Origin of the sequence: Secundilactobacillus angelensis (assembly GCF_012641075.1) — a bacterium.
Taxonomy (GTDB): Bacteria; Bacillota; Bacilli; order Lactobacillales; family Lactobacillaceae; genus Secundilactobacillus; species Secundilactobacillus angelensis.
The window spans coordinates 17,074-39,258 of record NZ_JAAXLJ010000018.1; the positions used below are offsets into that span (position 1 = coordinate 17,074).

18 protein-coding genes are annotated in these 22,185 nt (G+C 43.8%); 10 read left to right on the forward strand and 8 right to left on the reverse strand.

The features are described from left to right. Positions 1-164: 164 nt before the first annotated feature. From HC026_RS09410 to HC026_RS09425, 4 genes are all read left to right on the forward strand, one after another. On the forward strand, positions 165-3,758 hold the full coding sequence (locus HC026_RS09410; protein ID WP_168925717.1) for a KxYKxGKxW signal peptide domain-containing protein: 3,594 nt from the start codon (positions 165-167) through the stop codon (positions 3,756-3,758). Positions 3,759-3,969: 211 nt separating this feature from the next. After that, on the forward strand, positions 3,970-4,482 hold the full coding sequence (locus tag HC026_RS09415; protein ID WP_168925718.1) for a TetR/AcrR family transcriptional regulator: 513 nt from the start codon (positions 3,970-3,972) through the stop codon (positions 4,480-4,482). A 17-nt stretch (positions 4,483-4,499) separates the two neighbouring features. Then, positions 4,500-5,555: an ABC transporter permease gene (locus tag HC026_RS09420; protein WP_168925719.1), complete on the forward strand. Its 1,056-nt coding sequence runs from the start codon at positions 4,500-4,502 to the stop codon at positions 5,553-5,555. A 4-nt stretch (positions 5,556-5,559) separates the two neighbouring features. Then, positions 5,560-6,246 (forward strand): ABC transporter ATP-binding protein, encoded by a 687-nt coding sequence (locus tag HC026_RS09425; RefSeq protein ID WP_168925720.1) that lies wholly within the window; start codon positions 5,560-5,562, stop codon positions 6,244-6,246. A gap of 122 nt (positions 6,247-6,368) precedes the next feature. On the opposite strand, the gene HC026_RS09430 is transcribed toward HC026_RS09425, so the two are convergent. Continuing rightward, positions 6,369-6,647, reverse strand: coding sequence for a helix-turn-helix domain-containing protein (locus HC026_RS09430; RefSeq protein ID WP_168925721.1), 279 nt, complete (start codon positions 6,645-6,647; stop codon positions 6,369-6,371). Between the two features lie 362 nt (positions 6,648-7,009). Between HC026_RS09430 and HC026_RS09435 the strand changes: the two genes are divergently transcribed. After that, entirely contained in the window at positions 7,010-7,729 is a 720-nt protein-coding gene (locus HC026_RS09435; RefSeq protein WP_168925722.1) for an SDR family NAD(P)-dependent oxidoreductase, read from the forward strand. Between the two features lie 2 nt (positions 7,730-7,731). On the opposite strand, the gene HC026_RS09440 is transcribed toward HC026_RS09435, so the two are convergent. Beyond that, the gene (locus HC026_RS09440) at positions 7,732-8,172 is read right to left on the reverse strand and encodes a MarR family winged helix-turn-helix transcriptional regulator (protein WP_168925723.1); all 441 of its coding nucleotides are present in this window, start codon (positions 8,170-8,172) and stop codon (positions 7,732-7,734) included. A gap of 156 nt (positions 8,173-8,328) precedes the next feature. Here HC026_RS09440 and HC026_RS09445 point away from each other — a divergent pair, with 156 nt between their 5' ends. Next, the gene (locus tag HC026_RS09445) at positions 8,329-8,676 is read left to right on the forward strand and encodes a carboxymuconolactone decarboxylase family protein (protein ID WP_168925724.1); all 348 of its coding nucleotides are present in this window, start codon (positions 8,329-8,331) and stop codon (positions 8,674-8,676) included. Between the two features lie 213 nt (positions 8,677-8,889). On the opposite strand, the gene HC026_RS09450 is transcribed toward HC026_RS09445, so the two are convergent. The 5 genes from HC026_RS09450 to yeiL all read right to left on the reverse strand — a co-directional run bounded on the left by HC026_RS09450 (position 8,890) and on the right by yeiL (position 11,221). Further along, positions 8,890-9,150: a hypothetical protein gene (locus tag HC026_RS09450; RefSeq protein ID WP_168925725.1), complete on the reverse strand. Its 261-nt coding sequence runs from the start codon at positions 9,148-9,150 to the stop codon at positions 8,890-8,892. Positions 9,151-9,178: 28 nt separating this feature from the next. Beyond that, on the reverse strand, positions 9,179-9,352 hold the full coding sequence (locus tag HC026_RS09455) for a hypothetical protein (protein ID WP_168925726.1): 174 nt from the start codon (positions 9,350-9,352) through the stop codon (positions 9,179-9,181). Positions 9,353-9,504: 152 nt separating this feature from the next. Next, a complete protein-coding gene (locus tag HC026_RS09460; RefSeq protein WP_168925727.1) occupies positions 9,505-9,951 on the reverse strand; it encodes a MarR family winged helix-turn-helix transcriptional regulator in 447 nt (148 codons plus the stop codon). A gap of 328 nt (positions 9,952-10,279) precedes the next feature. Continuing rightward, positions 10,280-10,429 carry a putative holin-like toxin gene (locus HC026_RS12990; protein WP_332871181.1) on the reverse strand — a complete coding sequence of 50 codons (150 nt, stop codon included), beginning with the start codon at positions 10,427-10,429 and terminating at the stop codon, positions 10,280-10,282. 111 nt (positions 10,430-10,540) lie between these two features. Then, positions 10,541-11,221 carry a transcriptional regulator YeiL gene (gene yeiL, locus HC026_RS09470; RefSeq protein ID WP_168925729.1) on the reverse strand — a complete coding sequence of 227 codons (681 nt, stop codon included), beginning with the start codon at positions 11,219-11,221 and terminating at the stop codon, positions 10,541-10,543. A gap of 120 nt (positions 11,222-11,341) precedes the next feature. Here yeiL and rihB point away from each other — a divergent pair, with 120 nt between their 5' ends. Both rihB and HC026_RS09480 read left to right on the forward strand, forming a co-directional pair. After that, positions 11,342-12,274, forward strand: a complete 933-nt coding sequence (gene rihB / locus HC026_RS09475) for a ribosylpyrimidine nucleosidase (protein WP_168925730.1) — start codon at positions 11,342-11,344, stop codon at positions 12,272-12,274. A 19-nt stretch (positions 12,275-12,293) separates the two neighbouring features. Further along, a complete protein-coding gene (locus HC026_RS09480) occupies positions 12,294-13,517 on the forward strand; it encodes a NupC/NupG family nucleoside CNT transporter (protein WP_168925731.1) in 1,224 nt (407 codons plus the stop codon). Between the two features lie 198 nt (positions 13,518-13,715). Here HC026_RS09480 and HC026_RS09485 read toward each other — a convergent pair whose 3' ends face one another. Further along, a complete protein-coding gene (locus HC026_RS09485) occupies positions 13,716-17,315 on the reverse strand; it encodes a mucin-binding protein (RefSeq protein ID WP_168925732.1) in 3,600 nt (1,199 codons plus the stop codon). Positions 17,316-17,838: 523 nt separating this feature from the next. Here HC026_RS09485 and HC026_RS09490 point away from each other — a divergent pair. Further along, positions 17,839-21,591: a mucin-binding protein gene (locus tag HC026_RS09490; protein ID WP_168925733.1), complete on the forward strand. Its 3,753-nt coding sequence runs from the start codon at positions 17,839-17,841 to the stop codon at positions 21,589-21,591. Positions 21,592-21,799: 208 nt separating this feature from the next. After that, on the forward strand, positions 21,800-22,087 hold the full coding sequence (locus tag HC026_RS09495; protein WP_168925734.1) for a putative quinol monooxygenase: 288 nt from the start codon (positions 21,800-21,802) through the stop codon (positions 22,085-22,087). Positions 22,088-22,185: the final 98 nt, after the last annotated feature.

Sequence of the window (22,185 nt, forward strand, 5' to 3'; positions counted from 1 at the left end):
TTGTTTAAAGACCAATTCGTAATCAATTGGTCTTTTCATTAGTTTCAGCTTATCAATGGTTAAGTATTTATTGAACAAAGTGTGTTCTCATGTTAAACTAAAGGGGTAGAGGTCACTATCCTCAGGTCTATATGTCCGTCTTTTGGGTTTGTAGGAGGGATACGATGGATAAAAAAATTCATTATAAGCTTTATAAGGCAGGAAAATTTTGGGTGTCTGCAGCACTCATGAGTGTTTCTATTATAGGGGCAATGGTTATCACTCAACCAACATTGGCAAAGGCTGACTCTATTCCACAGACTTCACAGGAAGTGAGTCAAACCGCTACCGAGGGTACTAACCAGGATGCAACGAATAGCAGTGCCGTTGAAAGTGATTCCGATGTTTCGACTTCGGCAACACAACAAGCAGCCAGTTCGAATACCGCGGAGGCTAATAAGGCAGTCACATTAAGTCAAAATTCGGCAATTGAAACGTCTGAAAATGAAAGCGCTTCACAACCCGCAACGGAAGCAAAACAAGCCGTTGCAGCTGCGTCAGAACATCCAGTTGATGTTACGGACACGGCTCCGGTTTCAGTCAAAACGGAGGCTGCACAGAGTGAAACGCAAATTGGTGGTAATGCCGTCTTCTCAGTGGATGTTAACATTACTGGAATTAAAACAGAATTGAACAATGCCAAACTCGTAGTGGGCTTACCGACTGGCACAAAACCAGCCGATACCTTAGACCATTATGCCATCAATGATGTTACACCGGTTGCGGATGTGGACACAAATTCGTTAACGTATGATTTTGGCACGATCAACTCTGGTATTCATCAGATTGTGATTTATAACCTCAATACTGATAAAACGATTCTGAAGAAAGATGATGAACTAAAATTTACCACGGTCTTAACCGCAGATGATCAAACGACCGTTACTGGTGAGGCAGCGACGAAGATCACGGCAACGGATGCCACTTCTGAAACTTCGATTGCCTCAACCATCACCGGGCCAGATGGGACCGTTAAAAAATACGCTGCCAGTGGCGATAATATTGACTGGTCAATTGCTGGTCAAGTTTACACCGCTCAAGCGGGGGTTGAGTTGCTTGATCCTGACACACCATTGACTTTGACGTATACCGTCGACAAAAATTTAATTTTCAAAGACGTCACCAATGGCAGTGGTATTGAACTACCAGCACCGAACATAGTCACCAACGCTGACGGCAGTACCACTTTAACCTGGACGTTTAAACCGGGGACGCTCGCGGAACAGGCGGCACAAAACATTAAGTATGGTGTCAAAGTTAGCACTCAAGTCAAGCCTGATACATTGAGTTTTACGACCGTCACAAACGTTCCTGAACTTAGCTATACAACCATTACTGGCACTAAGGTGGATAAAAAAGCTAATCTGCCTGCCGCTTCGGTATTGGTGACGAACAATAACCCTGAAAGTTATACCAAGGTGGGTAGTATCTTCATGATGGGGCAAATTTCAACTGCCGATGGGAATGGTGGTTACGATACGACTCAAAATGTTACAACTAATTTAGATCCGGTGGTTGTTGCTGAAGACAACCCTGTTCTGAAATGGCTTGACATGGCCAATGAAGGCTATTTGGGAATACTGAATCAAGACACACTACATGAACTGTATGGCGATTATAACTACTATGCTATTGTACAGAATATTAATAAGGGCGAAGTACTGCAGTCGATTTATCTAAGTCCTGCGAAGTACCTGCCGAACATGACTTACTACAGTGACTATGGTATGCAGGATCTTAAAGTGGCACCAACGGTAACATTGGCGGTTCAATATGCAGGTGAAACCAGTTACCAATCACTTGCCGATAACTTAGCGATAGATGGATCAGAGAACGTGACCCGAGCGGAAATGATTCAGATGGGGCTTGATCCAGATAAGGATATTCAGCGGGTTTGGCTGTACTATCATAAAGACGGTCAGGGCGAGTTGCCAACCATCAACGCTGAAGATTTGACTGGCGATAATGCTTGGACGACCAATGCGGATGGTACCCAAACTTCAAATTTACCAGCAGGTTCATATGCGCCACTGGGAATTTATGAACCGGTTCACTTCACCACAACGGTTAAGCCGGATTTCACGGGGACGTTGTCACATGATTTCTTACCACAGTTTATTGTTCTGAAAAAGAATGCTGCGGAAGAAGATTATCCAGCACAATTCTATTTCCTTCAGACCGCTGATAAGGACTCAGGCCGAATCGAAACAAATGACCGGTTTGGCTTTTTAGCAAGTACCGTTGAAGTCACTTCAGAGCCGAAGGGGACTGCACAGATTGTGACGGCAAGTGTGCTGCTGGATGGGAAACCAGTTGGCTCACAACTAATTGCAGGGGAACATCAAGTCACGATTAATGCGCAATTAACATCAGATTCTCAAAGTCGATTGGTGACTTCAGATGCATTCACGTCGTATACGCTATTGCCTAAAGGGGTCACATTAGGCACTCAAGATGCCAATGGCTTTATTAACGCTACGTTGGTTGACCCTGATTATCAAGGAACAGGCCAACAACTGGTTAAATTAGTAAGTTCTGAACAAGGCTATTTGAACCCTGGTAGTACGGTCAGTGTCGGCTTTAACGTCGATATCAGTAGTACGGCGGATCCAACCCTGACCTTTGGTGTCACCTTTATGTCACCTGAAAAGGACATTCAAGTCCCAACATCAGTTAACGAGCAAAATGAACTCGCAGTGCTTGGAACGGATGCTTATGACTTTGATGGAAATGGTGATACAACGCAGGCAACGGTTTCCGCAAATGCCGTTTATAAACTATTGAAGTCAAGTACAGTTCACGTTATTGGGACGGTCACGAATGGAAGCACGATGGGGATTACCACGGATGCATACTCTGGTGACACGGTCACGGTTTCACTATTGACTAAGCCAGATACCGATGCTGATTTGCAAAATCTCAGTCTAGTAGACTGGTTACCAACACCGGGTGACACTGGGCTAACCACGAGTGATTCGCGGGGGTCCACATTTACGCCAAGCTTGACTGGACCAATTACTCTACCGAGTGGTTGGAACGATAAAGTCACGGTTAAATATTCAACTGACCTTGCAAATGGAGTTGATCCAAGTGTTGCAACCTGGCAGAATGCTGATCAAATTAGTGATTGGTCAAAGGTTAGCGGCTTCTGGATTTATCTAGATCCATCAGCTGGCATCACTGTACCGGGTGGTCAACAGGTGATTACCTACAAGCTGGCTGTTCCATCCAAAACTGAGAAGGGATTAGTTGCTTATAACACTTTCTATATGAGTGCTAATCAGCTGAGCGCCACTGAACCGCAGCTCGTGGAAATCAAGACGTTAGGTGACAAACCAGAGAATCCTGAAAACCCAGGTAACCCTGGCAATGATACGCCACCAACTAATACGCCAGAAACTCCACCAACCACGACACCAGAGACGCCACCGACAACTACCCCAGAAACGCCACAAAATACGGAGGAACCTGGTCAACCAGGAGTAGTACCGGAAGAGACCCAGAAGGTAACGCCAAAGCAGGAAGTTTCTGAGGGTGAAGCGAAGACTACCGAAACCTTCCAAAAGACAGGTACCGAAAGTCAAACTAATAATGCCAAAACCACCGCAGCATTGCCGCAAACCAACGATACACAAAGTACCTTTGCTAGTTTGGTCGGTATGTTGATGGTCAGCATCCTTGGCGCATTTGGAATTAAGCTTCGGAAACGACACGAATAGAGTCATCATTTTACTGAGAAATCTTTGACACAGCTGGTATTCGGCTGTGTTTTTTTTATACGTGTAATTAGCGGGATGAAAAAGAAGTAATCTGCTAACTATAAGAACAGCATTGCGCTGGATTAATGTTGACATCGTGTCACTATCTGTTATACTAATCTTACAAATTAAGTGACACGGTGTCACTTGCGTTAGAAAGTGGGATTAATTCATGGTTTCATCAACTTTTAAAAATTTACCAGCAGAAAAGCAAAGTCGGATTCGCCAGGCTTTGCTGACTGAATTTTCGCAGTATCCCTTAGCTGAAGCTCAAGTTGCGCGGATCGTGAAGAATGCAAATATCGCTCGCGGTGCTTTTTACAAGTATTTCGAAGATTTAACGGATGCTTACAATTATGAGTTTGGGATTGCGATGATCGATATTCATCGGACGATGCCAGAGCAGCCAACAGCTGATAATATCAACGCATACGTGGACTCAATCCGAAGATTCATTAGCGAAACGGAGGAGAGGGGATATCGTCAATTGGTTAAACTGCATTATCAATACAATGAAGGATTTTTGGGCAGTAGGCCAACGGTGATACACGAAGATGGGAGCGGTCCAATACAGTGGGCAATGACAGTCCTTTATCACCAAACAGTCCGAGATATTGTCTTGGATCCAACCAGTATGGATCCGCGGATTGAACAGTTGCGCACGATTCTAAAAAAAGTAAACTAGTGAAGGGGCATTACTCAATGTTTTTAGCACTCAAAGAAATCAAAAAAGAAAAGGTCAGGTCGGCATTGATCATCTCCATGATTGTCTTGATTGGGTATTTAATTTTTATGCTGACGAGTTTAGCTCTCGGCTTGGCCCAGCAAAATACGGATGCCATCAATTCATGGGATGCTAAGCGAATCACGTTAAACAGTAACGCTAATGTGGATATGCGACAGTCGTTTTTGACTAAAAAGCAGGTCGGTAATCTCAGTAAGCAGGAAGCTTTAATTGGGGAAACTTCGGCAGTGGCCAAGGCTGACTCGCATAAGCAATTGTCAGCGATATTTATTGGACTGAATGCCAGTCAATTTATTTATCAAAATCTGGATGTGACTGCTGGCCGTAAAGTCCACGATAATCATGAAGTAGTGGTCGATACAGCTTTTAAAACTGAAGGCTACAAACTGGGCAGCACTTTTAAACTTAATGATGATAACCGAAATTATAAGATTGTTGGTTTCACTCAAAATGCGAAGTTAAATATCGCGCCAGTAGTCTATGGTCAAATGAGTGATTGGCGAACTCTCCGAAATATCACCGCAGGGCCAATCGGTTCAGCAGTCATTTCTCAAAATGCGAACTATAACAACGATACCAGTGGCGCCAAAACTTACTCCAAGCAACACGTTATTGACAAACTGCCTGGCTATCAAGCACAGAACATGACGTTTCTAATGATGATTGGCTTTTTGATGGTGATCTCACTCATAATTATTGCCGTATTTCTGTATATTTTGACATTACAGAAACTTCCTAATTACGCCGTGTTACGTGCACAGGGAGTACCAAGCAAAATGTTGGTAGGAGCTACGTTGTCACAGTCAGTTTTGCTTGTGATTGGCGGTTTGGTGGTTGCAACCGCACTGACCGTGGTGACTGCATGGGTTATCCCTAGTTGTGTTCCGATTGCTTTTGACGTCCCAGCTTTGAGTGGGGTGGGTATCGGTTTAATTGTGATGGCGATGATCGGTAGCTTGATTCCAATCAAGTCCGTACTTAATGTTGACCCAGTGTCCGTGATAGGAGGTTAAAGTAATGAGTTCATTTTCCGTAAAAAATGTCAATCAAATTTTTGGCACAGGTACTGCTCAAGTTCAGGCTTTACATGATGTGAACTTTGAAGCCGAACCGGGTACTTTAAGCTTAATTATGGGACCTTCTGGATCTGGAAAAAGCACTTTTTTGACGATTGCGGGTGGGCTATTGACCCCAACTTCAGGAACGGTGGAGGTCAATGGTATCAGCTATACTGATCGTTCTAAAAAGGAACGTGATGCATTGAGGCTTGATTCCATTGGGTTCGTTTTACAAGCCTACCACTTGCTGCCTTACCTCACCGTGGCCGATCAGTTTAAGCTAGTTGACAAGGTGAAACCTAAAGAAAATTTATCTAAAGCTGAGCTGGATAGTGTCCTTGATACATTAGGTATCAAAAAATTATTAAATAAATATCCTGGGGAATTGTCAGGTGGCCAGCAGCAACGAGTGGCTATTGCCCGAGCACTTTATCCCAACCCAGCCATTATCTTGGCTGACGAACCCACGGCGGCGTTGGATAGTCCACGAGTTGCAATCGTTGGTGGTCTGCTGAAAGACCTGGCCGTGCAACATCATAAAGCCGTTGTGGTGGTAACTCATGATGAGCGATTGCTGGATTCAGCTGATCATCTGTATGAGATAAGGGATGGGTATTTGACAAAGAAGAAAATGGTTAAGCCGTGAAGTTAACGTTGATGATTTGGGTAAATGAATTGTAGGGCTAATGAGGTTAATTAAGCTAGAAAAGCGCCATTCCAATAAGAATGTACTCGTACACTCTCATTGGAATGGCGCTGTGTTTGTCTCTACTGGCACCTACTGAATTTTGTTGCACTTCGTTGATAATCAGCATCTAGTTTTAATAACAACTCAGCGGATAACCCAGAGCTACATTCAATTTGCTGAGCCATCATCGTGGTTAAATGCCGTTTATGGGAGAGCAATTCTAACATCCGTTGCGTACTGATACCAAGCTGTTGTGCCATTTTGTCAAAGCCAATTTGATAGAAGGGCATTATTGCTTGTAATGAGTCAGAGTGCGCAGTTTCATGATAATAGCGTGTTAGGTTGATTCGGTTTAACATGTTCTGAGCCTCCTTTGAATATGGCACGAATTCTCATCTAAATAAAAGATTATAGTATGGTACGACTGCAATAATTTTATTGCCATCATAATATCACTCCCTAATGTCATTTTCCATAATGTCGAACCATGTTAAAGAGTGGGTTTGTTGAAAGCTGTAATAATGACTCTTTTAATCTGTTAAGGTCACAGCTGTACATTAATGAACGTATAATTCACAAGTGTTAGGGGTATTTTATTAGCAAGTTACAAATCGCCAAACTATTAAGATAATTAAAAAATAATGAGTAGAATTAAGTGCAATAGCACCTAATTTGTGTTACCATTCACTTGATATTAAAAGCTTCAAGGGGGGCTAAGATCATGAAACTTGCGAATCATCATATTTTAATTACTGGTGGCACTGCGGGTATCGGTTTTGCGTTGTCCCAAAAGTTTGTTGAACTAGGTAATACCGTATTAGTTGTGGATAGCAATGAGGAAAAACTTGATGAAGTTAAAAGTATATTACCGGATTTGGTAACGTTTAGAGCTGACTTAAGTGATGCTGATGAGCGCCGACGACTGGCGAAGTGGGTTCAGTCAAACTTCTGGCAATTAGATGTGTTGATTAATAACGCAGGAATTCAGCGGGGGATAGATCTTAAAAGATTTGAAAATCTGCAGTCATGGGACTGGTACCATCACGAGTTAGCAATGAATTTTGAGGCACCGTTGCACTTAACGTTACTTCTATTAGCGCTAATTACCAGACATAAAGAAAGCGCTATCATGAATGTGTCATCTGGTTTGACAATGACAACCGGTGCCCGCACACCTATTTTTACGGCATCAAAAAAAGCCGTGCATGGATTTACCCAGAGTCTGCGGCTTCAGCTAGAAAATTCTAATACCAGTGTGTTTGAAATTTTGCCGCCGTCTTTTGATAACGATATCGGCAGTCGTAGTGATCAGACTTTCGGCAGTGAGTTAGACAATTTTGTCTCAGCAGTGATGGATCAGCTTGAGGATGGTTATCCCGAGATCACTTTTGATACTTCTTGGACTGAATATGCTCGATTAAGAAATAATCTCAAATTTTAAAGTCACTCAGGTTTATGCTCAATCAGTTGTCGTAACTGGATGACGGTCTGATAGGCCCTTTTTTGATCAGGCTCTAGTTCTGTTAATAATGAGGCGTTCAAGTGATTGATATGCCGTTCAATACCACGGTTGATAGTTGATCCTTCCTCGGTTAAAAATAATTGGGTCACTCGTTTATCCACTGGACTGGTTGATTTTCTAACGAGTCCTTTTTTGATGAGTTGGTTTACCGCCCGAGTGATCGAACTAGGATTGAGATGAACAAGTTGGTTAAAATCATGTTGGGAAATACCCGGGTTGGCACCGATCTTCATGACATAGAAATAATTGGATGAATTGACTTCAAAGGGTGCCAATACATTGTTGATATGGTTGGTAATTGCTAAGTTTAATTGTGCAATTTGTTGAACAAGATCAATTTCTGATAAATTGCCCTGGGTCACTGAAAACACCTTCAATTCTCTAATATGGATATCTCTTTAGATACAGTATACCAAAGTTACGCGGTTTTGAATCTAACGGAATCATGTCTAGTGGTCTGCCGATATCTGTCTGAAAGCGTTTTATGGTAGAATGGTAGGGAATAGGAGGTATCTAAAATGACAGTTAATTACAATGATGAAATGAACGCACTTAACGCGTCGTACAAACAGGTTTTTTCTTCAGTGGGAGAGGCTGGTACCGGCTTCCGTCAGTTACACGCGGACGCTGTAGCTGATGGCGTGTTAGATTCTAAAACCAAAGAACTGATGGCGGTGGCCGTTGCAATATCGATTCGCTGCGAAGGCTGCATTACCGACCACGTCTACAATGCAGTGAAAGCAGGCGCAACCGAGGAGGAAATCAACGAAACGGTCAAAGTTGCCATGATGATGAGTGGCGGTCCTGGTGTGATTTACGGTGGTAAGGCTTTAGCAGCAGCGAAAACGTTCTTAGCTGCTAAGTAATCTAAAAGAGGTTGTGGATGATGCCGATTTAGTAAGTATCTGAATCAAAATTTCGCTAATAATTGGACATTTATTCAATACTTCAGCCTAGTTTAACTATGATCCACCATTCAGATTCCAGTCATTTAACATAAATAATGCCAACTCCCGAAACAGTCCTTGGGAGCTGGCATTATTTACGTTAAGTTCTGGAATCTAACGAGTTTTATCACACTAGAAATAATTTCGCTGATAATCGGCGTCAATTTTCAACAATAAGTCCGCAGACATTCCGCAGAGATTTTCAATCTGCTGTATCTCTTTAGGTGCGAGACTATTCTTGTGCGCTAGCAGCTTCAAAATCTGCGGCGTACTGATGCCTAGTTGCTGCGCAATCTTTTCCGAGCTGATCTGGTAGAAGGGCAGCACGTCATGAAGAGAATCTACGGCAGCTACTTCGTGATAATAATGAGGAAGTGCAAATCGTTTTAACATATTCCAACCTCCCAAATCCAACTTTCAATTATTTAGAATCTGTTGTCAATGAGTTATAGTAAGTGGTCAAGTCATCCTTATAATCAAATGTTTTCTTGTCTACATAACCTGAGAGGGCTTCACCAACTGATTGCGGTGATCCTTTTCGAGCAGCTTCAATGGCTTTTTTCTGTTGCTTTTTGCGAATACGATTATTTGTCATGAGCCTTTCCTCTATGTCGATCATTGGTAAGCGCTGGGTGAATGCAAATAAATAAGTATTTCAATCAACAAAATAGTAGCACAAGCTAAGTGCAATTGCACCTAATTTGTACTACTTTTCACTTGAATCTTGAAGTTTGTTTGAGTGGCTTGCTACAGCTTTTCAGGGTGTTGTGCTTCAATTGATTGACGTAACTTCACGATATGATTGAAGACCGTGTCGCTATCTGGCGCAAGGCGCGTCATTAATTCAGTGTTAAGCTGTTGCATATACTGTTTGATACCGCGATTGAGCCGTATCCCTTTTTCAGTTAAATAGAGCTGGGTCACCCGTTTATCCTTCGGGTCGATGGATTGTTTGATCAAGCCTTTTTTGGTCAGCTGATTGATCGCCCGAGTAATCGTGCTGTGGTTTAAATGGACTAAATGATTGAAATCACTTTTACTGATTCCTGGGTTTTCAGCAACTTTCATCACATAGAAGTAATTCGACGCGTTAACTTCATAGGGTGCCAGCTTTTCGGTCACTTGGTTGGTAATCACCATGTTCAGAAGAGCGACCTGCTGAGCGAGGTCGGCACCAGAAGCTTTGTGAGTCATAACGTTCACCTTCAAAGTTTTAAATGGCATAGGGGGTTAACTAACTTCACTGTTATTATAACAGGTAACTTGGGGATTATGTGGTTTAAGAGAAAAGCGTTACATATTGGTGATTTTGTCTAAAGTTTTCAGCAACGTAAAGGGTAGGCAGAATAGAAATAGTCAAACTCTCGCTGATTTGGGCGCCTTATGCTATAATATAAGCATAAAAAAGAGGACTGGCGTTGTAGCACCAATCCCCTTGCAAACCGCTTCAAAGGCGGTGGCTAGTGACAGACAACTATAAGAAGTCAGCTATCAACTCGCCAAAGTTAACAGGGGTGGCTTCTTATTTACGGTTTCTCCGGTCGATCAGTATCGTTAACGTTGCAAAAGCAATCATCAACGATAATGCGTCAAAAACTGACACAGTCTGAATCTTTCGTAGATTTTGTAAATCATAGGCATCATCTACTTTCGTATTGACGCCACCACCCATGAAACTCTTTGCCCTAACAGTATATCATAAGATATGCTGTTTTTTATTTGTCTAAAATTATGGCGACAGATTATATAAATCGTGATATATTGCGTCAACTCAACATATTGCCTAATTATCCGAAGAATTAACTTCCCAAGCTAACCGCTGCAGTGCTTTTTGATTCGCAATCCGGTACCCCCGCCGATCTTTTTGGAGGTAGCCAGCTTTCACAAAGTCGGCGATGACGAACAGTAAATGGCGGTATGACACACCCAGGTACTCAGCGACCTGGGTGTGCTTTTCGTTGTAGTAGCCGTTGTGTTCGGTAAGCAAAATGAAGGCCCCCAGTCGCTGTGACAGGGTGAAACCCTGATTCCTCGACGCCGTCTTAATATTGCGGGCATTTTTATGCGACAGGTAAATGCAGACGTGTTGTAAAAAGGTGGGGTCGGCTAATAGTTGGGCACGGTATTTTTCCATGGGCAATGCCAGGCAGTAACAGTCATCGATCACTTGGACGCCGAAGGGCTCGTTTTTGGCGTCCAGCATTTCCATTTCCCCGATAAAACATGGCGGGGTGAAGAAGTCGATGAGGGTGTCCTTACCATTAGCCAGCGAATCATAAAGCTTGGCTTTCCCCTTGACTAAATAAAATAAATATGCTGGTTGAATGCCATTTTTCACGATGTATTCCTGAGTTTTGAAGTGCAGTAATTCCGCGTGCTGCGCCAGGTCAGAGCCGAATAGGGACTCATAATGGCACTGGGTCATGAACTGCTGTTTCAAGTCATCGTCAACAATTTTTTCCATTTTTTCTCCTAGTGTGAGATTTCTCATACTTAGTGTATCAATTCACAGGCCATAATTCAATCCGTAAGTAAGGGCTTACATCAAGACCCTTACATTTAAACTCTAGGAGGAATTTTTACCATGACTGCAAGAAAGATTATTCTCGACTGTGATCCAGGTCACGATGACGCCATTACCATGATGATGGCGTACGCACATCCAGATATCGATTTATTAGGTATTACGATTGTTGCCGGTAACCAAACTTTGAAGAAGACCGTTCATAACGGTTTAAACGTCGCTCAATTATTAGATATGGACGTTAAACTTTACCCAGGGATGCCTCAGCCACTTGTCCGCGAACAAGTCGTTGCCGGTAATGTCCATGGTAAGACCGGTTTAGATGGTCCAACTTTTGAAGAATTAAAGCGGAGTGCTGAAAAGGAAAACGGTGTTCAATTCATCATCGATACCTTATTAGCTAGCGCCGGTGATATTACCTTGGTTCCTACTGGTCCATTGACTAACATCGCAACTGCTATGCGGATGGAACCGCTGATCATCCCTAAGATTAAAGAAATCGTCTTAATGGGTGGCGCATACGGTACTGGTAACTTCACGCCTTCAGCTGAATTTAACATCTTCGCTGATCCAGAAGCTGCTCACGTGGTCTTCAAGTCAGGTCGTCCAATCGTCATGATGGGCTTAGACTTAACGAACCAAACCATTTGTACCCCTGACGTGATCGAACGGATGGAAGCCATTGGCAACAAAGCCGGTAAGTTATTCGGTGATTTGATGCGTTTTACCTTGAAGACCCAGTTTGAAGAATTTGGTCTTGAAGCCGGTCCAATCCATGACGCTACCACTGTTGGTTACTTAATTGATCCATCACTGTTTGAGATGCAGGACATGTACGTCACCGTTGATATCAACCGTGGACCATGTTACGGCCGGACAGTTTGCGATGAATTAAACGTTTTGAAGCAAACGCCAAACGCCAAGGTAGGTAAGGGAATCGACCGTAAAGGGTTCTTCGACTTAGTTGCTGAATGTATCAAAACTTACAAATAATCGAGAGGGGTACATTAAGATGTATGTCCTGATTAACCTGGTAGGGCTGGTTGTTTTCTTAGTGATCGGCTTCCTATTTTCAAAGAAGAAAAGCGATATTCGCTGGCGTTCAATTGCCATTATGTTACTGATAAACTTAGCTTTATCCTGGTTCTTCACTAGTTTCGCAGCTGGCCGAGACGCCGTTAAAGCAGCGGCGGATGGTTTCAACTGGCTGGTGGAAGTTTCCTACCAAGGAATCGTCTTCGCACTGCCAAACTGGGTCACCCCAGCCTTTGGCGGTTCAGCAAAGTCGATGAACTTTGTTACCAGTGCCTTACTGCCCGTATTGATGATCGTTCCAGTGTTTGATATTTTAACCTACTTTGGCGTTTTGCCTTGGATCATCAAATGGGTCGGCCGTGGCTTATCCTACGTCACTGGTCAACCAAGATTCGAATCATTTTTCGCCATTGAAATGATGTTCTTGGGTAACACCGAAGTCCTGGCTATTTCGGGTCGTCAATTACGCCAAATGCGTGCCACCCGGAACGTTACGTTAGCCATGATGTCCATGAGCTGCGTGACTGCTTCGATCCTTGGGGCCTACACGCAGATGGTTCCCGGTCAGTTCGTATTGACCGCCGTGCCAATCAACGTTATCAACGCGATCATTGTGACTAACTTACTGAATCCAGTGAAGGTCGCGCCAGAAGAGGATATTATTGCCACCGTTGGTTCCGAAGACGAGGGTAAAAAGGAACCGTTCTTCTCTTACCTGGGTGATTCAATCCTTGGTGCCGGCCGCTTGATTTTGATCATTACGGCTAATGTTATTGCCTTCGTTGCACTAGCTGCCTTGGCAGATAAGATTTTAGGCTTGATCTGGGCGCCGCTTTCCTTAGAGCATATCGTGGGTGTTATCATGTTCCCGTTTGCTTGGCTGCTCGGTTTCCCAGTTCACGATGCTTGGATCTTATCCCAAGACATGGGCTTGAAGTTAGTGACTAACGAATTCGTTGTCATGGGTAAAGTCGCTGGGAACGTGATTAATGGCTACACGCCTCATTTACGTGCCGTGTTGACCGTCTTCTTGACTTCCTTTGCTAACTTTGGGACCACCGGTATGATCATCGGTGCCTTCAAGGGATTAGTGGACAAGGAAAAGAACGATTTAGTTGCCAAAAATGTTGGTTACATGTTACTTTCAGGTATTCTCGTATCACTATTATCAGCTGGCTTCGTCGGCCTGTTCGTGTGGTAATCGAAAACCGTATCTTGCAATTCTGAAGCAAATTGCACAACTTGATGCATAGGCGTGTGTAATCAATGGTGAATAATCAGTGATGCTATTTACAGCAAAAAGAAGACCAATTCATTTATGAATTGGTCTTCTTTCGAGTTTTTAGCTAATCAAGTTAACAAAATAATTCTGGAGGGAGTGGGCATTTACTTTACTGCGTTATTTTTCGTCAGTTCGTTTTCTTCTAATTCCAAACAAGCCCAGTAAACTAAGCATCATCAAACCAAGAAGACTCGTCGTTGCAACTTCTTGTGATTGTTCATTAGTTTGTGGCAATTGACCACTTGCTGTGTTTTCAGCAGTTGATTGGCCAGAAGTGGTAGTTGATTCTGACAACTGAGTAGTTGTTGCCTGACCCGTTGCAGATGATGCACCGGTAGAAACGGTCGAGTTAGTGGCCGTCATATTGTGGCCGGTTGCCTGGTTCCCAACCTGAGTTGTACCAGTTTCATTTTGTGGCGTCGTGGCTGTACCGTTATCTGAACCTTCTGCTGGTACGTTTTCCGGCTGTGTTGTGCTGTCAGTAGGCAAGGTTTCGTTACCAGTCTGAGGAATGTTGTCCGCATCGCCGGTATTATCGTTGTTACCAGGCTGACCAGTACTACCACCGTTAGTGCTATTAGCAGTATAGGTCACGTAACCGGCATCACCAGGCTTTGCCTTAGGAGCGTTAACGGTAATGGTGCCATCTGGATTAACAGTAGCAACTACCGTTGATTTATCAGCAGTGTAACCATCAATTGGTGGCACGTTTACAGTGACTGTTTCACCGACTTGACCTGTGACGTTGTCAACCGTTTGAGGGCCTAGGTTGCTTGGAATCGAAACGTTGCCGGTAATTTGATTACCTGTATAAACTACGGTAATATCCTTTGCATTTGCAGGTTTAACATCAGTGATCATCGGTGAATCGGCAGCTACACTAGCGATGTTAGGTGTGTAGCCTGTGACTGTTGGTGATTCAAGCGCTGTGTACCAGTCCATTGGTGTGTAAGCGTCAGTTGGGTCACCAGTTACCGCACCAACTGGTCGTGTCCAAGTCACAGTTTGAACAACATCAGGTGATACTGTGTTGCCATGACTATCGACAAAATGGATGGTCCGAGTTGTTTGTACTGTTTGAATGATTTGCTTTTCGGCTAACGGCACCGTGATTGTTTGATCCTTGGTAGTATCCGTATCAAAATGATGGTTTGCAACACCAATAAGGTTATCAAATGTGGTTTGACCGTATTGACCATCGATTGCGTACCCATCAGGGATCAAGGCTAAAATCGCTGGCACATCATAGTTGACTGGATCACCTGATTGTCCGGTGGTAGTCCACGTTTTATCACCAACTTTAACGATCACTGTTTGCTGGTCACCGGTGTAAGTGACAGTGACATCATCAGTATTTGCTGGTGCATCAGAATTAGTCAGCTTCAATTCTGTGACATTTGGGTTGTCTGCAGTGTAACCGCTAACTGTTGGTGCAGTTAAACTAGTGTACCAACCCATTGGTGAGTATGAATCAATGGGTTCACCAGTTACCGCATCTACCGGCTGAACCCAGGTTACGGTTTGAACAACGTCCGGCGAAACTGTATCACCATTTTGATTGACGAAATGAATGGTTCGAGTTGTATTTTCTGATTGATAGGTTAGCGCATGTGTCAGTAAGATAGTGTAACTTTGATCCTTAGTTGTGTCATGATCAAAATTAGCTGGGGCATATGCTTTCAACAGGTCGCTCAGTTTTGTATATGATCCTTCAATGGTATAGCCCTTAGGAATCAGTGCGGTAATTTTCGCTTCATCATAGTTAACTGCACTGTCTGATGGTCCAGTAGTTGTCCAAACTTGATTGCCGACTTTAACGTTCAATGTTTGGGTGTCTGCCTTGTAGGTAACAAAGTTGGCATCATCAGTCTGAGCATCAGGTGTATTGACCGTAATCGTACCATTTGGATTGATTGTAGCAACCACTGTGGTCTTGTCAGGCGTGTAACCGTCCAAAGTAGGGACGGTTACCTGAACAGTATCGCCGACCTTACCAGTAACACCTTTTACTGTTTGAGCACCTTTATTAGAAGGTACGGAAACATCGGCGGTAACTGGATTGCCAGTATATGTGACATATCCAGCATCACCAGTTTGAGCATCAGGCGTAACAACGGTGATTGAACCATCAGAATTGACATTTGCCGTTACCGTTGATTTGTCTGAAGTGTAACCTTGCATACTTGGCACGGAAACTGTGACTGTTTTACCAACTGTTCCGGAGACATTGGCAACAATTTTATCACCCTTATTAGTGGGGATTGTAACAGCAGCTTTCACTGAGTCACCAACATAATTTAAGGCAATGTTATTTTCACCACCTGAAGCCAGTGTAATGAATTGTGAAGTGGAAAGGTGGTAGCCCTGTACAACTGGTACTGCATACGCAACGGAGACGGCGTTACCTGCATTGTCAGTGGTTGGTGCAGTTGTACCAGGTTGATAAAATGCAATAACCTGACCCGTTGTGCCGTTGATGCCTGATTGCGCAACATCAGGCATGTTGCTGGTGATGTTCAACTTGGCGTCAGCAGGGACATAGGTGTAGTTATTGATCGTGACACTGTAGGCAGCTTTTGAAGAAGCCGTTGCAGCGGTGACACCAAGGACGTAGTTTTGACCAATTTGATCATCGCCAATTGTCTTGGTGAAGGTTTTGACAATCGTGCCGTCAGCGCCGCCTTCACGAACATTCGTTACTAACTGTTTGTTATCAACGGTGTATTTAACATCGAAAGTGTAGGTTAAACTCCCAGTTGAAGTGCCGGCAGGTCGAACGATTCCGGTGTCGTATACGCCACCAGTGGCTTGACTACTGTCGGATCCGGCTTGATAAATGACCCAATCGTTGTGTGGATTCTGATACTTGATACCGTCCGAAGTAGATGGTGAGGCGCCGATAGCGTCAGTTGAGATAATATAGCTAGTAGTCCCTGGAACATTTTGAACTAAGCCCATCTTGCCACCCGTCTGCCCCTTGGTTAATGCATCAGAGGTAGAGACAGGTTGAAATGACACCGCTGTACCATCACCGCCGAGCCAGTTGCCCATAGTAGCAGCATCCCATTTAATATTGACGGTAGCGTTCAAACTAAAATCGGTATTGAAATCGACAGCATCCTTAGCTACAACCGCGCCGTTATTAACGTGATTTTTGGTAGTCGGGTCAGTCAAGTCTGTGGTATCACTGCTAATTGTTGGCAGAATTTTACCATCACTACCGCCCGTGACAAAACTGGTGGAAACTTTATCGCCAGTGACCACACTAGGCGAGGTATTAGTATGTCCTGTGTTGGCAGGATCAGTAGAAGCTGTATTTGATTGATCGGTAGTTGTGACGATTGAATTTGTCGTTTGCGTAGCTACTTCTGGCGCAGGTTCAGGTGTTGGTTCTGCTAATGCGGCTGTTTGAGCAGTTGTACTGGTGGATTGTGGTTGCTCAGTAGCTGTAGTTGGGGTACTTGTCGACGAATTTCCAGCGTTGGAATCTGAAGAGTCCGTTGTTCCGTTCGACTGAGTTGTTGGCACAGTTTGACTAGTTGTTGAGACTGGATCACTATCTGTTCCAGCCGCATGAGCAGTAGTGCTGGTTGCAAATGAGATTCCGGCCAGAGTTGCGAGCGTCATACCCATTGCAACCCACTCTGTACCTTTCTTGTAGAGTTTTACACGATGTTTTTTTTCGATAAATGGTGATTTTAAGTTATTTTTTGACATGGTAAATAGCCCACTCCTTTTTACATAATCCCTAGTTACGATAACAAATAGATAATACTTACCCTCCAACTTTTATAATATCATGTAACTTATAGAAAGTAACTAAAAAAGGACTAAAATTATTGGAATTTCTTTCCAGCTTTATACAACAGCGATGTAAAGTTGAATTTTGCTGATATATAGTAGGCGAGCGGCATCAAGAAAACGATGATCTGGTGCCAAGCGGCCCGGTATTATCTATTGACATCATCAGGCTATGATTACTCGGCAAATAAGCAACAATATCGTTTAAATTCGCCGTCATTCATCTAACTAATCTCAACCATTATTAATGACAACAGTTTGAAAATACATTGAAATTGGCATCATGAGGGATGTAAAGATAAAGATTTTACATCTCAAAATATTGTTGACAAATTGAAGCAATTTTGATGGTTATTTCTTAAAAGGTATGGTAAATTTAGCTTGTAATTTGTTCCTAATGTGTTGATAACTTGGACTCCTGAGGGGAGGATATTCAACTATGACAGAGAAGGCGAAAAAGGCAGCACAAAAGCTGCAGTGGGATGAACGGGAAATTAAGGTGCGAAGAAAACTCTATAAATCCGGCAAAATCTGGCTGGCAGCTAGTTTAGCTTCTGCAGTATTGGGAGCAACGATGATTGGCAGTGAATTGTCAGCGAATGCCGACACTGCTGAACCAGTCAGTCATACGCAAACCCAAGCAGATTCAGAGATTCAAGGTAAAACGGTGACGCTAGGGACTTCAACGAATGAGGATCAAACGACAGGTGCGCCGTTAAAATCTCAGGCAGAAACTGCACCACAGTCTGAACAATCGAGTACTGTTAATGCCGTGAATTCTGACAAAAGTGGTCAGGTTCAAAACACCGACACTGACTCTACAGGAGGTACTGTTGGTACAAACATTGGGGTGACAAAAGCTGACAGCTCCGCAACCACGGATTCAATTAATTTGGGGAATGCGGATGCCGAAACCATAAGCAATGCAAAAGAAACGGCTTCGAAAATCTATCAGCAAACTGGTAAAGCGCAACAAATTACGGCAGTTGCTGCCGAAGCGACTGGAACGATTGGAACCAGCCCATATCAACTTAGTGATGATGGTGCCCTGACTATCCAGGCTGGGGAGCTTACTCAGGGCGTCTATACCATTGGTTCAGATAACGTTAATTCCATTCAGACCATCAGTGTTGGCGATGACGTTATCGCAAAATTGGATGGGGCATATGGTGCACTCTTTGGTAATCTGCCGAATGTCACTGCCATTGATGTTCATAACTTAGATATTAGTGGTGCAACCGGTTTTGGCGGCTGGTTTACAAATAATACTAAATTACAGCAGATTAACGTTACGGGCTGGGACACTAGTCATTCAACTGTGTTTGCCAACATGTTTTTTAATAATCAAGCTTTGAACGGTGTTGATCTGAGCAGTTTTGATACCAGTAACGCGGTTGATATGCATAGCATGTTTCAAAGTTCGGGCATTCGAACAATTGATCTGAGCAAATTTGATATGTCTAAGGCGACCAATATTACCGATATGCTGCAAGGTACCACCAACCTTTGGCAAATTAAACTGGGACCAAAAGTTAATTTAACGGGTACTGGGTTGGTGGATGCACCAGCTGCGGGTACCAAAATAGTTGACGGTGACAACACTTATACCACGGCAGCCCCACTCTGGCAGGCAGTTGGTGGCGGGACCGTCAATGCGCCTGAAGGTGAACGGCTATCTGCCGCTGATTTGATTAAAAAGTATAATGGCGACGGTACGGCACCGACAGAGACGTATGTCTGGGCACAAGATTTAAACAATACCATCAATCTGATTGATGCCACCAATGGACAAAAGCTTGACACCACCACGGTGAGTGGCGAGTATGGTGCGTCACTTGATCTTAGCACGTCACTGCCGGTTGGCTATCACTACGCAACGGGTTCTGAACTAGGTACGTACACTCAGCCAGTGGCACCGACGATTGGTAAAAATGATGCCGCAATTGATGTTTACGTTGTTGTTGATCCAAAGATTACGGTTAACTTCGTTGATGACGATGCGCAGGATACAGTTGTTCAAACCGCAGAGCAGAGTGGTCAATTAGGCACGGTAAGCGATTATGATTCGGCAACGGATCTCGCCGCACTGGAGCAAAAGGGCTATGAATATGTGAGTGATGATCTGCCTGATGGAGGACTGAGCTTTAACGCACAAACAGCCTCGTACACGGTTCATGTGAAACATAAACTCACTACGGTAAAAGGGACGGATTCAACAGCCACAGCCAATCAGCAAAAGGCAATTTCAGTCATTATCGATGAATCAACTATTGGGACACCACTTACACCTGAGCAAGTCAAACCAGAAGGCGACACAACGCAAACATTGATATATGTCCGTGATGTGGTGATTGATGAGGCTAAAAAGGCGGCTGGAGCACCGGCCAGCGAATACACGAGTTATGGAAATTGGTACACAAACCAAAAACTGACACCGGTGGTTTCAGCAGAAGTTGAAGGCTATTCGCCATTGGCCTTCGTTGTTGATTTAGAGACACAGTGGGATGAAACTCGGACAATTAATCAAATTCTAGCTGATTTTGCTGCTCAGTCTCCTGGTAGTGCCACGGTGACGCTGCATAATTCCTACCGAATCAATCAATATCCAATTGCGATTCAATACGTTGATCAGACGACGGGTCAAACGGTTGGCACGGTTGAAAAACTCCGTGGTGACTATGGCACACAGTTGGTCTACCCAGCAATTGCACCTAGTGGTTATGTCTTGGTTCCCGGACAAGACGAAATTGTGAATAATAAAGTGACGATCACGTTTGGTCCAGATGTCACAGCATTGACAATTAAGGTGACACCGGAGATCACGAATCAATTGGCCACGGTGACTTATCAAACCGAATCGGGTACCACGGTTGCTCTCGAAACGTTTAACGGCGATTCCGGCAGTGAAATTGCCTTTGATACAAGTGATTATGTGGCGCAAAATTTGAGTGCGTATGAGATTAAGACAGATGCGACCACAGCAGGGGCAACTTACGATAAACTATCTGATTCCGTTCAGAATTTTAAGGTCGTAGTTGCCTTGAAACCAATTTCGACTTTGATAACACCTACTGGCATTGACGGGCAGCCAATCGAAGGTGCAACGGCTGTTGCGATTACCGGTCAGCCTGGTGCTGATATAACAACAATTCCTGATGTTGATGGTTACACGGCCATACCAGATCAAACGTTGCGATTCCCACAAATCAACAACGACGTCACCAAAGTGTATTACGTTGCCAATAATCTGTTCGCTAACGTGCAGTTTGTTGATGAGAATGGCAGCCAACTGGCCAATCTTTCGGTGAGTGGCATTAAGAATGGGTTGCTGGATCACGCTAACGTCGCAACGGTAACACAACAGATTCTCAAACAAGGGTATAACTTGATTAGTGACGGTACGGTCGGTGGCAGTTTTGACGGCACCACCGATCAGATATTCACCGTTAAGCTTGCCAAATTGGCTGATGTGCAGACCACACAAACTGCGACAATCAAGTTTGTGAGTGACGAACCTAATAACTTTGGGACACTCATTATGACAGGTGACAGCGGGTCGGGCATTGATCACCATAATATTGCGACGGTCATTCAACAAATTCTGAACCAAGGCTTTAATCTGGCACATGATGGTAGCGTGGGTGCGCTATTTGATAGCGATCCAAATGAGAATCAGATGTTTACTGTTTCATTTGATAAAATCGCAGATAAACCGCAGACAGACACTTCAACACCTGGACAGCCCATTGGTGGGGGCGGTACAACCCCTGAGGGACCAAATGGTGGTATCGACAATCCTGGAGGCCCTGGTGAAGGTAGTGTGACACCGCCAACAGGACCAATTGGCAGCGAGACTAATATCCCAGAAGGACCAAATACCAGCAATCCAACGCCGCCAACGACGACGCCAAGCAATCCGGTGGGTGACACCGTACCAACCATGAACAATAATGATACTGAGGGCGATTCAACGACCTCGAGTAACGACGCGTCTGTTACCAGTCAGAAAGTGACCGTTCCTAAAGCACAAGTAAACAGCGATGGGCAGTCGGAGAAACAGGGACTGGAAAATCAGCATGTCACTCTGCCGCAAACGGATGAAAATAGCAGGTCTGATGCGGTCATGGGGATCGGTTTGCTAACGATGGTAATGGGGCTGGTTGGCATTAAATTAAAGCGTAAAAATGAGTAAACAGGCTGTAATTTCAAAGTACTTTTGACTTAAAAGAGTTGTACCATCGCCAATTAGTGGTATATTAATATTGATAGTAATTTATCAAGCAGTAAGTGGCTGTGGTCTTTCGGGATCACAGCCATTTACTATTTAATGAAGTCTTTTGATTGAAATCAGCTATGAGATCGTCAATAATGAGGTTATCAAAACGAAAAGAGGTCACATCATGAAAGTCATTAACGTTGAGTTAGCAGTTAAACCGGGGCAGCAGGCAGCTTACGAAGCCTTTATCGACAAGTTGGTTCAAGGTTCACGCCATGAAGCTGGCAACGTCAGCTACGATCACTTTAAGAAACTTGGCAGCGATACGGATTATGAAATTATCGAGCATTGGCAGGATGCGGATGCGGTTGCTTTTCACAATGATACACCACACTTTCAGGCGTTTTTGAGTGGCGTTGGTGATTTTCTGACGGCTGACCCAGTTATTATCCGGATGGATTATAATGAATGATTGAAATGAGCATGACTCCAATCGAAAGTGATTGGGGTCATTTTTTATCTGTTCCTATTTAGAAAATAATCTAAATAGTTTAACACTTATGTACAATA